The 12,573-nt window shown below is 71.3% G+C and carries 14 protein-coding genes; 8 read left to right on the top strand and 6 right to left on the bottom strand.

What is annotated here, in order from left to right:
• Position 1 precedes the first annotated feature (1 nt).
• From AB0H56_RS29390 to AB0H56_RS29375, 4 genes are read left to right on the top strand one after another with little or no spacing between them, the layout of a single operon-like run.
• On the top strand, positions 2–190 hold the full coding sequence (locus AB0H56_RS29390) for a hypothetical protein (RefSeq protein WP_232999091.1): 189 nt from the start codon (positions 2–4) through the stop codon (positions 188–190).
• Complete coding sequence (locus AB0H56_RS29385) at positions 187–504, top strand: Asp23/Gls24 family envelope stress response protein (protein ID WP_280299212.1); 318 nt, start codon at positions 187–189, stop codon at positions 502–504. Before AB0H56_RS29390 ends, AB0H56_RS29385 begins: the two co-directional genes overlap by 4 nt.
• A complete protein-coding gene (locus tag AB0H56_RS29380; RefSeq protein WP_357169223.1) occupies positions 501–1,037 on the top strand; it encodes a DUF6286 domain-containing protein in 537 nt (178 codons plus the stop codon). The genes AB0H56_RS29385 and AB0H56_RS29380 overlap by 4 nt, the downstream gene beginning before the upstream one ends.
• Positions 1,034–1,603 (top strand): alkaline shock response membrane anchor protein AmaP, encoded by a 570-nt coding sequence (locus AB0H56_RS29375; protein WP_357169220.1) that lies wholly within the window; start codon positions 1,034–1,036, stop codon positions 1,601–1,603. The genes AB0H56_RS29380 and AB0H56_RS29375 overlap by 4 nt, the downstream gene beginning before the upstream one ends.
• A gap of 9 nt (positions 1,604–1,612) precedes the next feature.
• On the opposite strand, the gene AB0H56_RS29370 is transcribed toward AB0H56_RS29375, so the two are convergent.
• On the bottom strand, positions 1,613–2,473 hold the full coding sequence (locus tag AB0H56_RS29370) for an alpha/beta hydrolase (protein ID WP_357169217.1): 861 nt from the start codon (positions 2,471–2,473) through the stop codon (positions 1,613–1,615).
• A gap of 174 nt (positions 2,474–2,647) precedes the next feature.
• Here AB0H56_RS29370 and AB0H56_RS29365 point away from each other — a divergent pair, with 174 nt between their 5' ends.
• Positions 2,648–3,841: a helix-turn-helix domain-containing protein gene (locus AB0H56_RS29365; RefSeq protein WP_357169214.1), complete on the top strand. Its 1,194-nt coding sequence runs from the start codon at positions 2,648–2,650 to the stop codon at positions 3,839–3,841.
• 157 nt (positions 3,842–3,998) lie between these two features.
• Positions 3,999–4,565 carry a DUF2637 domain-containing protein gene (locus tag AB0H56_RS29360; RefSeq protein WP_357169211.1) on the top strand — a complete coding sequence of 189 codons (567 nt, stop codon included), beginning with the start codon at positions 3,999–4,001 and terminating at the stop codon, positions 4,563–4,565.
• 343 nt (positions 4,566–4,908) lie between these two features.
• Here AB0H56_RS29360 and AB0H56_RS29355 read toward each other — a convergent pair whose 3' ends face one another.
• A complete protein-coding gene (locus tag AB0H56_RS29355; protein ID WP_357169208.1) occupies positions 4,909–6,120 on the bottom strand; it encodes an oxygenase MpaB family protein in 1,212 nt (403 codons plus the stop codon).
• Between the two features lie 75 nt (positions 6,121–6,195).
• On the opposite strand from AB0H56_RS29355, the gene AB0H56_RS29350 reads away from it, so the two are divergent.
• Positions 6,196–6,819, top strand: a complete 624-nt coding sequence (locus AB0H56_RS29350) for a helix-turn-helix domain-containing protein (RefSeq protein ID WP_357169205.1) — start codon at positions 6,196–6,198, stop codon at positions 6,817–6,819.
• A gap of 12 nt (positions 6,820–6,831) precedes the next feature.
• On the opposite strand, the gene AB0H56_RS29345 is transcribed toward AB0H56_RS29350, so the two are convergent.
• Genes AB0H56_RS29345 through AB0H56_RS29330 form a run of 4 tightly spaced genes read right to left on the bottom strand, consistent with a single transcriptional unit; the run spans position 6,832 to position 11,689 of the window.
• Positions 6,832–8,268 carry an NAD-dependent succinate-semialdehyde dehydrogenase gene (locus AB0H56_RS29345; protein ID WP_357169202.1) on the bottom strand — a complete coding sequence of 479 codons (1,437 nt, stop codon included), beginning with the start codon at positions 8,266–8,268 and terminating at the stop codon, positions 6,832–6,834.
• The gene (locus tag AB0H56_RS29340; RefSeq protein WP_357169199.1) at positions 8,268–9,389 is read right to left on the bottom strand and encodes an alcohol dehydrogenase catalytic domain-containing protein; all 1,122 of its coding nucleotides are present in this window, start codon (positions 9,387–9,389) and stop codon (positions 8,268–8,270) included. The genes AB0H56_RS29345 and AB0H56_RS29340 overlap by 1 nt, the downstream gene beginning before the upstream one ends.
• Positions 9,389–10,516 carry an acyl-CoA dehydrogenase family protein gene (locus AB0H56_RS29335; RefSeq protein WP_357169196.1) on the bottom strand — a complete coding sequence of 376 codons (1,128 nt, stop codon included), beginning with the start codon at positions 10,514–10,516 and terminating at the stop codon, positions 9,389–9,391. Before AB0H56_RS29335 ends, AB0H56_RS29340 begins: the two co-directional genes overlap by 1 nt.
• A 9-nt stretch (positions 10,517–10,525) precedes the next feature.
• Positions 10,526–11,689 carry an acyl-CoA dehydrogenase family protein gene (locus tag AB0H56_RS29330; RefSeq protein WP_357169193.1) on the bottom strand — a complete coding sequence of 388 codons (1,164 nt, stop codon included), beginning with the start codon at positions 11,687–11,689 and terminating at the stop codon, positions 10,526–10,528.
• Positions 11,690–11,745: 56 nt separating this feature from the next.
• On the opposite strand from AB0H56_RS29330, the gene AB0H56_RS29325 reads away from it, so the two are divergent.
• On the top strand, positions 11,746–12,366 hold the full coding sequence (locus tag AB0H56_RS29325) for a TetR/AcrR family transcriptional regulator (RefSeq protein ID WP_357169190.1): 621 nt from the start codon (positions 11,746–11,748) through the stop codon (positions 12,364–12,366).
• Positions 12,367–12,573: the final 207 nt, after the last annotated feature.

Here is a 12,573-nt window from a genome sequence, read left to right as displayed (position 1 = left end):
CATGAGTGCCACCACGATCTGCCTCGTCATGGGTCTGTCCCTGGGGTTCGCCGCCGCGTTCGGCGGGCTGGGCGCGTTCGCCGTCGTGCTGATCTTCGGTGGCCTCGGTCTGCTGATCGGACGCTGGCTCGACGGTGAGGTCGACCTGTCCGGGCTGGTGCGCTCGGCCCAGGATCGGGGGAGGCGGTGACCAGCACCGCGGTCCCGCTGCCCGGGACGACCACGATCGGTGAGCGCGCGGTGCGCCGCCTGGCCCAGCGGGCCGCGGGTGAGGTGCCGGGAGTGGAGCCGGGCGTGCAGGTCAGCGCGCAGGTGATCGGTACCGGTGCGACGCTGAGCGTCCGGCTCCCCGTGCGCTACCCGTTGCCGGTCGGCCGGGTCACCGAGGAGTGCCGGGCGCATCTGATCGCCCGGACCGAGGAACTGACCGGGCTCACCGTGCCGCGGGTCGATATCGAGGTCTCGGCGATGGTGCCGGAACCGCCGGAGAGGAGAGTGCGATGACACGCCGTCCACGCCGGGTCGTCCCGGCCGTCGTCGTCGCGGTCCTGCTGATCGCGGCCGCCGTGCTGGTGGTGGTGTCGCTGGTCCAGCGGCTCACCGGGACCAGGGAGTGGGTCTCCTACGACAGCGTGGCCACCTGGCTGCACGACACGTCGTGGGGCAGCGGGTGGGTGCTGGGGGCGGGTATCGCGGTCGCGGTGCTCGGCCTGGCACTGCTTGCGGTGGCCGCGCTGCCCGGCAGGCCGGTCGTCGTCGCGCTGGAGGCCGGCGACGGTCTCGACGCCGGGATCGCCCGCCGGAGTCTGCGGGCCGCGCTCGCCGACGCGGCGGGCACGGTCGACGGCCTGGACAAGACGCGGGTCAAGCTGCGCCGCAAGAAGATCCATGTCTCGGGCCGCACCCACCACACGACCGAACAGACCGCGCGGGAGGTCGGCCTCGCCGTCGCGGAGCGGCTCGACCGCATCAAGCCGGCCGAGGTTCCCCGCCTGCGCACCAGCCTGCGCAGGCTCGCACCGGGAGGTGAACGATGACCACCGCCAACCGCCCCGCGCGGCTCAACCGGAGCGTGCTCGGGCTACTCGGCCTGCTGACGGCCGGCGCGGGCGGGCTGCTCATCGCGGCGCACTTCAGCGCGTTCCGGGTCTCCCCCGACACGCCGCTGGTGCCCGGCACCGAGGAACCGCCGCGGCTGGTCTTCGTCCTCGTGATCGCCGCCGCGGTGGTCCTCGCGTTGCTCGCGCTGCGCTGGCTGGCCGCGCAGTTCACGCGGCTGCCCAAGCGCGCGGTGTGGCGGATCAGCGACACCGACGCCGGCCGCACGCAACTCGGCTCCGGCACGGTGGCCGATGCGGTGGCCGCCGACATCGAGTCCTACGACGGAGTGCGGTCCACCACCGCGCGGCTGTCGGGCAGCGCGCTCGCCCCCGACCTGCACCTGCTGGTGGACGCCGAGCCCGCCGCCGATCTGTCCGCCCTGCGACAGCGGATCCTCGGCCACGCCGTGCCCCGGCTGCAGACGGCACTCGAGCTCGCCGCCATCCCGGTGACGGTCGAGTTCCGCATCGCCGACCGGGGGCGTACGCAGCGCACCCGCTAGCGGCGGTGGTCAGCCTGCCACGGCCCGGTGTGTGGCGAGCCAGGCGATGAGGTCGTTCTCCACCTCGGCACGGTTGATCTCGTTGAGGATCTCGTGGCGAGCGTCCGGGTAGACGCGATAGGTGATGTCGGTGAGCCCGGCGTCGCGGTAGCGCTGGACCTGCAGATCACTCAGCCGCACACCGGCGTTCAGCGGATCCTGTGCGCCGACCATGACGTAGAGCGGCAGCTCGGGCCTGATGCCGCGGGGCTCGGCCAGCCGTTCGGCGCCCGCCTCGGCCAGCAGCGCCATGTTCGCCGCATCGATCTCGAAGCCGCACCAGGGGTCGGCCAGATAGGCGTCCACCTGGGCCGCGTCGCGGCTGAGCCAGTCGGCGGGCGTGCGCGTCGGCTGGAACTCCCGGTTGAACAGGTCGAGCAGATCGCCGCTGGCGGCAGCGATCTCGACGAACAGCTCGTCGACGGCGGTGGTACCGCACAGCACCGCCGCGTCGACGAGCGCGTCGTGGTCGAGCAGGTACTGCTGGACGGCGAACGAGCCGAGGCTGTGCCCGAACAGCACCACGGGCAGCTCCGGGTGGGTTCGGCGCAGGATCGTGGTCAGCGCCGCCATGTCCTCGACGAGCAGGTTCCAGCCGTTCGTGCCCAGGGCACCGGGCTCGCCCGCCATGCTGTGCCCGTGGCCGCGGTGGTCGGCCGCGTAGACCGCGTAGCCGAGACCGGTGAGGCGCTCGGCGACAGGGCGGTAGCGTCCGCCGTGTTCGCCCATCCCGTGCGCGATCTGGACCACACCGGTGACGTCCGCGTCGCCGACGGGTAGCCAGGAGCGGACGTGGATGGCCGTGCCGTCGCTGCTGGGATAGGTGAACATGGGTGACTCCTGGGTGACGGGCGAGCAAGGCGTGCACGAGCGGGGCCGGGGCCGGGCGCAAGGCACTGCGGGAGATCGTCGCACCGTGGTGCCGTCACTCCCATGGGTCGCCGGACAGCATCGGCGGGACGGCATTGTCCACGGGGACAATCGCACCCCCGGTAAGCTGCGGAAATGGTTCGAACATCTCCACCGAGCCCGATCGGTGAGGTCGCGGCGGCGCTGCTCGCGCGTATCGACGATCTCGGGTCGCAGCTGGCCCGGATCCTGGTCGCCGAACTCGACACCTACCGCGACGAGGAAGTGGTGCCCTTCGCCACGATCCAGATCTCCTGCACCCGCAATCTGCGGCTGATGGCGCAGCACTTCACCACCGACGAACCGGTGGATCCCGACCCGCCGCGGGAGACGGGCAGGCTGCGCGCCCAGCAGGGCGTGCCGCTGGCCGAGACGCTGCACGCCTTCCGGATCGGGTTCGAATTCCTGTGGTCGGAACTGGTCGCCGAGGCCAGGCGGCAGCAGTCGGTGAGCGATGCGGTCCTGGTCGATCTGGCCGCGGAGGTGTGGGCGCTGGCCGGTGAGTACTCCGTCGCCGTCGCCGCCGCCTACCGCGAGCGGAGTTCGGAGCTCATGCTGCAGCGTGAGCACGAGCGTTCGGTGCTGGTGGAGGCGCTGTTCACCGGGGTCATCGCGGACCCGGCCACCCTCGGCGAGGCCACCCGCATCCTCGGGCTGCCCGCGCGGGGACGCTTCGTCGTGGTGGCCGCCGAGGTGGGCGTCGCGGGCCGGGAGGCGCTGCCCGGGATCGAGGCGGCGCTGCGCCACGCCCGGATCACCTCCGCCTGGCGGCTGCAACCCGATCAGCAGATCGGCGTGCTGGCCCTGCCGGTGGATCGCGAGTCGGCGGCGCTGGCCGCCCTGCGCAAACACCGTGCCAGGATCGGCGTGAGTCCGCCGTACGAGTCGCTCACCGAGACACCGCAAGCCCTGCACTTCGCTCGGCTCGCGCTGGTCGGTCTCGCCGACCGCGCCTCGGGGGTCGCCCGCTTCGACGACAATCCCCTGGGCATGGTGGTCGCCGCGGCGCCCGCCGAGGCAGCGCACCTGGTCGAGCTGCGCTTGCGCGCGATACTCACCCTTCCCCACGAGGAACGCGTCCGCCTGCTGGAGACGCTCGAAACCTGGTTCGCCGCAGGTGGTTCCGCGGCGAACACCGGCGAGCGGCTGTTTCTGCATCCCAATACGGTGCGGTACCGACTGCGCCGCGTCGAGAAACTCACCGGGCGTTCACTGTCGGATCCCGCGGCGGTCCGCGACCTCGGGGCCGCCCTGCAGGCCTGGCAGATACTCACCCCCGTCCGCGGGTGACGACGGGCGCTGCCCCGCTCTGCGGCGGCCACCCGCCGGGTGCCCGTACTCTATTGAGTGCCTGCATGTTTGGTGGCCGTAGCCCTTAGGATGGAGCCTGATGGACCACTCGGACCCTTTCCCCCGCCCTGTTCCCTTCTCGGTACCGAAGCTACTCGTGGGTTTAGGGTCGGTCCTGGTTGTCGCCGCGGCGATCACGTCGTTCACCTTCACCTCCACCCTCGCCCGCGCGGCCGGGGTGCCCGAGCACCTGACCTGGCTGTGGCCGGTGGTGGTCGGGCTCACCGTCGCGCTGGTGGCCTGCACGTTCATCACGCTGGTCGGCATCCGCGACGAGAAGGCCACCTCGATGGTGCGGGTCTACGAACTGCTGCTGGTCGCCGCGGTGCTCGCCAGCATCATCGGCAACGTGCTGGCCATCTCGCGGGCGCCGATCCAGATGGGGACACTCGAGACCGCGACCGTGGTCTCACTGCCCCCGCTGTGCCTGATGATCTGTGTCGGGAACTACCTGCTGCTGACGGCCGTCGTCCCGGTCCGCATCGTGGCCTCGATTCCCGAGCACGACTGGCGGCTGCGTGTGCTCGGAATACCCAGCGCGCCTTCATCTTCCGGGGAGACCAGCCCCGCACGCCAGGACGGCGCCGCCTGGTGGGACCAGCACCGCACGGAGGCCAGGACTCCGGCGGCGACGTCGAAGAACTCCCCGCCGGGCGCCCGGTAGCTCGCGCTCACGAGCCGCGAAGACAACCGGGAAACCCCGTCCACGACCTGAGGCGCGCCACCACACGTCACGTCGTGGACGGGCGCCTCGGCTGATATCCGCTCCGGCCCGTGCGGTCGTGGGGTCCGATGCGTGGAGACGCGCGTCAATGAAGGTGGATCTGCAACTGGACGCGCGGCCGGGTGATGCCGCCGTCCGGGCGGCGGAAATGGCGGCGGGCGGGGCCGACGGGCTGTTATGACCTGCAGTTACTCAGCTGTGCTGCTGTTTCCCCGGCTACCCGGTCGCCGACGACCACATCCGGGATCTCGTCACCGCGCTGCGCACCGGATCGTGACCCCGCTCAGGCCGCGTGGGTGAGCTGGGTGGCCGACCCACCGATGGTCGGCCCACCGCTGACCAGCGTGCGCATGAAGCGATCGTTCTCGCGCGCACCGCGATGCGCCGCCCGATCGAGCCCGCCCGGGAGCAGCCGGGTGGCCGAGCGGACCATGTTGGCGGGGATCCGCAGCGCCGGATACCAGGGCACGATCACGGTCGGCAGCCCGAGCGCGCGCATCGTGCGGGGGCCGAGGAAGGTTCCCGTGACGGACAGGTGCTGGGCGTAGGCGAGGCGACGGCGCACCGTGGGCAGCCGATCGTAGTTCCAGGACAACGGATCCCGTGACATCGGCACCGCGAGGACGCGGGTCGACTCGTCGGGGTCGGCCAGCGCGGACAGGGTGTGCACCAGCACGCGCACACCGTCGCGGAAGGAGTGCGGCAGCCATTGTTCCTCGACACCGAGCAGCCAGCCGACGTAGCGCACCAGATGCGCGACGGCGTCGGCGTCGGCGGGACCGAGCAGCAGGCCCATCCCGAGCCCGCCCACCGTGGGCGCGATGAAGGAGCCGACCAGGGTGGCCGCCATGTCGGTCTGGTTGATGGGCAGGCCCCAGTCCTCGACCTGCCAGTCCGGCATGGCGGCGACGTGCCTGCGGACGAACCCGTGGATGAGCCGGACCCGGATCGTGGACTGATAGCCCCGCCCGAGCGGAGCCAGCGCGTCCTCGGACAACACGTCCATCGCCCACTGCATCGTCTCGGCCCAGCGCTGGTTGGAGCCCTTTTCGAGGGCGCCGGTGCGCAGCAGGGTCTTGTTGAAACCGGAGAACTGGTAGCCGCCGATCATGGCGACGTCGCGTGCGAAGTACATGCCGTCGGAGCCGCTGCTGAGCAGCACCTTGGCGCCGCGCACCAGCGTGTCGGGGTCGACCCAGCCCGGAACGGCCTCGACCGTGGTGAAGAACTCGCGCAGCGGTTCGGGCGCCTCGGGGACCGCGGCGATGCCTTGGGCCAGTGCGCGATCGAACAGCGGACGTGTCTGCTTGCTGCCCGTGGTGACCATCCATTCGACCAGGCGGTCCATCGGCTCGTCGCCGACGAGCAGGCTTTCGCCGAGGCGCTGCCATTGGGCCGTGTCGGGGCCGCGGACCCCCAGCATCGCGGCGAAGCCGCCGACGATCGCCGGAACGCGGTGCGGGCGATCGGGATGGCGGGTGGGAACGGTGGTCATCGGCACTCCTCGTTGAGCGACGCAAATTGGATAACAGCTGATATCCAAAGTAGGCCTGCTGCTAAAGTGCTGTCAATGGCGCGTACAGAGGTGGTCCGGTCCTACCGGGGGATCAGCGCGGAGAATCGGCGCGACGAACGTCGCGACAAGCTGCTCGCCGCGGCGCGACAGATCTGGGGCGAAGCGGGCTTGACCGAGGTGACCGTGCGGCGCGTGTGCGCGGCATCGAGCCTGACCCCGCGCTATTTCTACGAGCACTTCCACACCAGGGACGCACTGGTGCTGGCCGTCGCCCAGCAGGTGATCGAGGAGTTGTTCGCCACCCTGGTCGCGGCGAGCCAGGCCGAGCCGGGCACGCTCGACAGCAAACTGCGGCGAGCCCTGACGACGTACCTCGACGCCATCGCCGCCGACCCGAGCGTGCACCGCATTCTCACCAGCGAGACGCACAGCGTGGCCGGGCTCGAGGAACTGCGCGCCCACGCCGTCGAGATCGTCACCGATCTCGTCCTGCGCTACAGCGCGGAGTTCCTCGACGCCCCCGCCGATCCCGAGGTGCGCCACCGCGAGGCGCTGTTCGTCGTCGGCGGCATCAACCAGCTCGTCGACGCCTGGCTGCGCGACCCGAGCCGACCGACCGCCGAGGTCGCCGCGCTCTGCACCGAACTCGCGCTCGCCGTGGTCAACCGGTCGACCTGAGCCGCGCCCGCGTCAGCGCGCGATGGCCAGGTATTGCTGTTCCTGATACTCGGCCAGCCCCGTGCTCCCGCCTTCGCGCCCGAGCCCGGAGGACTTCACGCCACCGAACGGCGCGGCGGGATCGGAGATGATTCCGGTGTTCACGCCGACCATGCCGGTCTCCAGGTTCTCCGCGAAGTCGAGTGTCTCGCCCAGGTTTTCGCCGAAGACGTACCCGGCCAGGCCGGAGTCGCCGGCATTGGCCAGCCGCAGTGCCGCGGCCGGGTCGGTGAAGGTGCGCAGCGCGGTGACCGGCCCGAAGGTCTCCGAATTCCACAGGCGCGTGCGGGTGTCGACGTCGGTGAGGACCGTGGGCCGCAGGAAATGGCCGGGTCCGTCGATCCGGGGTCCCACGGTGTGTGGCCGGGCACCCTGCTCGACGGCGTCGTCGACGAGGGCGGAGATCCGGCGCAGCGCCGCATCATCGATGACCGGACCGACGCGGGTGGACTCGTCGCTGCCCGCGCCCACCGGCAGCGCGGCGACGGCGGCGAGGAACCGTTCGGTGAATTCCGTCGCCACCGCGGCGTGGACCAGGAAACGGTCGGCGGCCACGCAGGTCTGCCCGGCATTGCGCAGTTTGGCCGCCACCGCGCCCTCCACGGCCTTGGCCAGGTCGGCGGACTCCAGCACGACGAACGGCGCGTTGCCGCCGAGTTCCATCGAGACGCGCAGGACCCCCGGCGCGGCCTGCGCCAGCAGCGCACGCCCGACAGCGGTGGACCCGGTGAAGGTGAGCTTGCGCAGCCTGCGATCGGCGATGATCGGGGCCGACACCTGGGGCGCGCGCGAGGTCGTCACGCAGTTGACCACGCCCGGCGGTACGCCGGCCGCCTCCAGGATCCGCACGAATTCCAGTGCGGTGAGCGGTGTCTGGGGTGCCGGCTTGAGGACGACGGTGCAGCCTGCCGCGAGCGCGGGCGCGATCTTGCGGGTGACCATGGCCAGGGGGAAGTTCCACGGCGTGATCGCGAAGACCGGCCCGACCGGCTGTGTCCGGACCACGATGCGGCGCCCGCCACTGGGCGCGCGGAAATAGGATCCGCCGGCGCGGGTGCCCTCCTCGGCGAACCAGCGCAGGAACTCGGCGCCGTAGCCGACCTCGGCGCGCGCCTCGGCCAGCGGTTTGCCCATCTCCAGGGTGATCGTGCTGGCGATTCGCTCGGCGTCGGCGTGCAGCAGGTCGAACGCGCGCAGCAGGATGTCGCTGCGGTGGCGCGCGTCGGTGGCCGCCCAGTCGTGTTGGGCGGCGGCCGCGGCGTCCAGCGCGGCCAGGCCGGCGGCCTCGTCGCCGTCGGCGATCGTGGCGATCTGGGCGCCGGTCGCCGGATCGACCACTGGCATCGTCGCCGTGCTCGCCACCCAGTGACCGCCGAGGAACTGGGCGACCGGAAGATCGGTGTGGGTCATCATGCCTCCGTGGCCGGGTCGAAGACGATCACCTGACGCACGGCGGCGCCGTCGGCGAGCTGATCCATCGCCTCGTTGAGGTCGTCGAGGCCGATGCGGGCCGAGATCAGCTTCTCGACCGGCAGCCTGCCCGCGCGCCACATCTGCTCGTAGCGGGGGATGTCACGGGCGGGCACGGCCGAGCCGAGGTAGCTGCCGACGACGGTGCGGGCCTGCGCGGTGAGCGTCAGTGGGGACACGGTGGCGGTGGCCGAGGGGGCGGGCAGACCGACGGTCACGGTCGTTCCACCCGCGGCGGTGGCGAGGAACGCCGTCTCGAACGCGGCGGGATGGCCGGCGCACTCGATCACGTAGCGGGCCTGAATGCCTTGCGCCGCCACCTGTTCCGGCGTGTAGGTCTCGGTGGCTCCGAGATCGCGCGCCGCGGTGAGCTTGGCGGGCAGCCGGTCGACCGCCACGATCCGGCGCACCCCGATCGCGGCCGCGGTGAGCAGCGCGGCCATGCCGACGCCGCCGAGCCCGACCACCATGAGGTCGTCCTCAGGCGCCGGGTCGGCGACGTTGAGCACGGCACCGCCCCCGGTGAGGACGGCACACCCCAGCAGGGCCGCCACCTCCGGCGGCACATCGTGGCCCACCGGGACGACGGAGGCCTGGTCGATCACCGCGTGCGTGGCGAAGCCGGAGACGCCGAGATGGTGGCGCACGGGCTCGCCGTCCCTGCTCAATCTGCCTGCGTGGTGCAGGAGTTCGCCCGCCGTGTTCGCCCTGGTCCCCTCGGTACACGGCAGCTGTCCGCCGCGGGCGCACGCCGCGCAGCGCTCGCAGCGCGGCAGGAACGACATGACCACGCGGTCGCCGACGGCCAGATCGTCGACCTGGTCACCGAGGGCCGCCACGATGCCCGCCGCCTCGTGTCCGAGGAGCATCGGCAGCGGCCGCACGCGATTGCCGTCGACCACACTGAGATCGGAGTGGCACACCCCGGCCGCTTCGATCCGTACCAGCACCTCGGTCGGACCCGGCTCGTCGAGTTCGAGGTCGTACACCCCGATCGGCCGCGACGACGCGAACGGTCGCGGCCGGTCGTGATGGTCCAGGACAGCGCCGCGGATGCGCATCAGTACTCCGCTCTCGCGGGGCCGCCCACCAGGTTCGACAGGGCGCGCAGGTGATCGCTCTGATCACCCAGGGTGTGTTCGATGGTGGTGAGCCGGGCGGTGTAGTGGCCGACCGGGTATTCGGCGGTCATGCCGATGCCGCCGTGCAACTGGATCGCCTCCTGGCCGATGTGCTTGCCGGAGCGGTCGATGCGGCGTTTCGCGCGCGAGGCCACCGTGGCGTCGACGACGCCGTCGGCCAGCGACATCGCCGCGTACAGGCTCATGCTGCGCGCCAGTTCCAGCGAGACGTACATGTCGGCAGCGCGGTGGGTGAGGGTCTGGAAGGTGCGCAGCGCGACCCCGAACTGCTTGCGGGTCTTCAGGTATTCGGTGGTGAGGCGCAGCGCCTCGGCCATCGCCCCGACCGCTTCGGCGCCGAGGGCCGCCTGGCTGGTGACCACTGCTTCGTCGATGACCGCGCCCGCGTCGAGGGCGGAACCGAGCAGCGTGCCGGACGCGCCACGGAGTTCGATGTCGGCGCCGCGGCGCCCGTCGTAGGCACGGTAGGCGCTGCGCACGAGGGCCGCGTCCGTGGCGTCGACGAGGAACAGCGCGGTCTCGCCGGTCGGCACCACGGCCGAGACGATGAGCTGGTCGGCCCGATCACCGCCGGGCACAAGGCTTTTGCGCCCGGTCAACGACCACTGGTCACCGTCGTCGACGGCTAGGGTGCGCGGCTCGGGGTAGGGCCAGCGGACGCCGGGCTCGGCGTGGGCGAAGGCGAACAGTCGCTCGCCGTCGACGATGCCGGGCAGCAGGGCAGCGCGCTGGTCCGGGGTGCCTGCCCGGCCGATGAGCAGCGCGGGCAGCAGGGCGCAGTCGAAGACCGGTTCCGGCGCCAGCGCGCGACCGAGTTCCTCCATGGCCAGCAGGGTCTCGATGGGTCCGCCGCCGATGCCGCCGTCCTCGCTCGACACGGTGAGCCCGAGCAGACCGATCTCGGCGAAGGCCGACCACACCTTCGGATCCCAGCCGGGATCGTCGGCGACGACCGCGGCGCGGTGCTCGGGGGTGTAGTGGCGGGTCAGCACGCTGCGCACGGTGTCACGCAGCATCGTCTGCTCAGGGGTGAAGGTGAAATCCATGGCGGTTGCTCACAGTCCGAGGATCGTGGAGGCGATGATGGTGCGCTGCACTTCGTTCGACCCTCCGTAGATGGAAGTCTTGCGGTAGTTCAGGTATCCGGCGATCGCGCGGCGCGCCCAGTCGTCGGTCTCCCCCACCCTGGCGACGGCGGCAGGCCCGGCGATGTCGACGAACAGCTCGGTGACGGCCTGCTGCAGCTCGGTGCCGCGCAGTTTGAGAATCGACGAGACAGGGTTCGGCGCGCCGTCGCTCGAGCTCGCCGCCACGCGCAGCTGCACCAGTTCCAGTGCCAGCAGCTCGTTGTCGAGGTCGGCGACGCGGGCGGCGAAGGCCGGGTCGTCGAGCAGCGTGCCCGTGCCGAACGCGGTGCGTGCGGCGTATTCCTTCGCCAGCTCGAGGCGGACCTTGGTCTGCCCGACCGCGGCGATGCCGGTGCGCTCGTTGCCGAGCAGGAACTTGGCGTAGGTCCAGCCGTGGTTCTCCTGGCCGACCAGCTGATCGGCGGGCACGCGCACGTTCTCCAGGAACACCTCGTTGACCTCGAAGCCACCGTCGATCAGCTCGATCGGCCGCACGGTCACGCCGGGGGTGTCCATCGGGAACAACAGCATCGAGATGCCTGCCTGCTTCTTCGGCGCGGCCGGGTCGGTGCGGGCCAGGCAGAACATCCAGTCCGCGCTCTGGGCGGCGGTGGTCCAGGTCTTCTGCCCGTTGATCACGTAGTCGTCGCCGTCGCGCACCGCGACCGTCCGCAGGGAGGCAAGGTCGGAGCCTGCGTCGGGCTCGGAGAAGCCCTGGCACCACCAGATGTCGAGATTCGCCGTCGCGGGCAGGAAGCGGGCCTTCAGCTCGGGCGAGCCGAACTCGGCGAGGACCGGACCGATCATGTTGGCGTTGAAGGTGAGCGGCTCCGGCACCGAGGCCAGCTGCAGCTCGTGGTGCCAGATGTGGTGCTGCACGGGCGACCAGTCCCGCCCGCCCCACTCCACGGGCCAGTTCGGGACGGCCAGCCCGGCGGCGTTGAGGATCCGCTGGGTGGTGACGTAGTCGTCCTTGCTCAGTTCCCGCTGGTGCCGCTGCCGCTCGCGGATGTCCGCGGGGATCTCACGGCGGAAGAAGGCGCGCAGCTCGTCGCGGAAGGCGAGCTCGTCCTCGGTGAAGGCCAGTTGCATGGTCCGGTATGTTACACAGAGTCCCTCGTGTATCAAATGGAAGCGGGAATCGGCACATGAGCACCTCCGTCCGGACGGCCGGATGCGACCCCCAGCGCGGCCGTCTCCTCACGGCCGCGCGGACCGCGTTCAGCGCGTACGGCTACCACGCCACCACCATGGACACGGTGTGCGCGGTCGCCGAGGTCACCAAACCCGTGCTGTACCGGCACTTTCCGACCAAGAGCGCGCTCTATCGCGCGGTCGTGCTGAACTACCTGGACGGGCTCGGACACCGGCTGCGGGAGGCCGCCGACACCGCGACCGCCGACGCCGACCGGGTCCGCGGCACCGTCGAGATCCTGTTCGACCTCGTCGAATCCGGACCGCACTCCACCCCGGATCTGGTGTTCGGCTCCACCGCCGTCGGCGACCACGCCGTCGAGGCCGACATCGCCGCGGCCAGAGCCGGATTCATGACCGCGCTCGCCGCACACCTGCACCCGCGCGACAGCAGCCCCGCGCGATCCCGCCTGCGCGCCGCCGGACTCGTCGGCGCGACCCTGGCGGCGGCCTCCGAATGGCACCGCCTCGGCAGGCCCCTCGCGCGCACATCGGCACTGGACACCCTCGCCGGGTGGTACCGCTCGGGCGAGCCGACCGCGAACTGCCCGCGGCGCCTGGCGCTGCGGCGGTAGCTCGCCGCGTCGACGTGCATCAGCGGCCGATCCGCGGTCGTGACCGGACATCCGACTGGGAGACATGACCCAGGAGTGTCATCGAACTCATCGTCGACGATCACCCCGGTCGCGGGGCCGCGCCGGGGGGGGGGTGGGGAGTGCACCCCGCAGAACAACCATCACCTGGATTGGCATAGGCGTGGGGGGGGTTTGGTGTTTGTTTTT

The organism is Nocardia sp. NPDC050717, assembly GCF_040654275.1.
In the GTDB taxonomy this organism is placed as follows: Bacteria; Actinomycetota; Actinomycetes; order Mycobacteriales; family Mycobacteriaceae; genus Nocardia.
Note: the sequence above shows the minus strand (reverse complement) of the source record. Positions and strands in the feature narration are given on the sequence as shown.

Bases quoted from the DNA above. Each gene is read 5' to 3' on its own strand.
- AB0H56_RS29350 (WP_357169205.1), top strand. From the start codon at position 6,196: ATGGCGCGTACAGAGGTGGTCCGGTCCTACCGGGGGATCAGCGCGGAG.
- AB0H56_RS29390 (WP_232999091.1), top strand. From the start codon at position 2: ATGAGTGCCACCACGATCTGCCTCGTCATGGGTCTGTCCCTGGGGTTC.
- AB0H56_RS29355 (WP_357169208.1), bottom strand. From the start codon at position 6,120: ATGACCACCGTTCCCACCCGCCATCCCGATCGCCCGCACCGCGTTCCG.
- AB0H56_RS29365 (WP_357169214.1), top strand. From the start codon at position 2,648: ATGGTTCGAACATCTCCACCGAGCCCGATCGGTGAGGTCGCGGCGGCG.
- AB0H56_RS29370 (WP_357169217.1), bottom strand. From the start codon at position 2,473: ATGTTCACCTATCCCAGCAGCGACGGCACGGCCATCCACGTCCGCTCC.
- AB0H56_RS29380 (WP_357169223.1), top strand. From the start codon at position 501: ATGACACGCCGTCCACGCCGGGTCGTCCCGGCCGTCGTCGTCGCGGTC.
- AB0H56_RS29335 (WP_357169196.1), bottom strand. From the start codon at position 10,516: ATGGATTTCACCTTCACCCCTGAGCAGACGATGCTGCGTGACACCGTG.
- AB0H56_RS29375 (WP_357169220.1), top strand. From the start codon at position 1,034: ATGACCACCGCCAACCGCCCCGCGCGGCTCAACCGGAGCGTGCTCGGG.
- AB0H56_RS29330 (WP_357169193.1), bottom strand. From the start codon at position 11,689: ATGCAACTGGCCTTCACCGAGGACGAGCTCGCCTTCCGCGACGAGCTG.
- AB0H56_RS29345 (WP_357169202.1), bottom strand. From the start codon at position 8,268: ATGACCCACACCGATCTTCCGGTCGCCCAGTTCCTCGGCGGTCACTGG.
- AB0H56_RS29340 (WP_357169199.1), bottom strand. From the start codon at position 9,389: ATGCGCATCCGCGGCGCTGTCCTGGACCATCACGACCGGCCGCGACCG.
- AB0H56_RS29325 (WP_357169190.1), top strand. From the start codon at position 11,746: ATGAGCACCTCCGTCCGGACGGCCGGATGCGACCCCCAGCGCGGCCGT.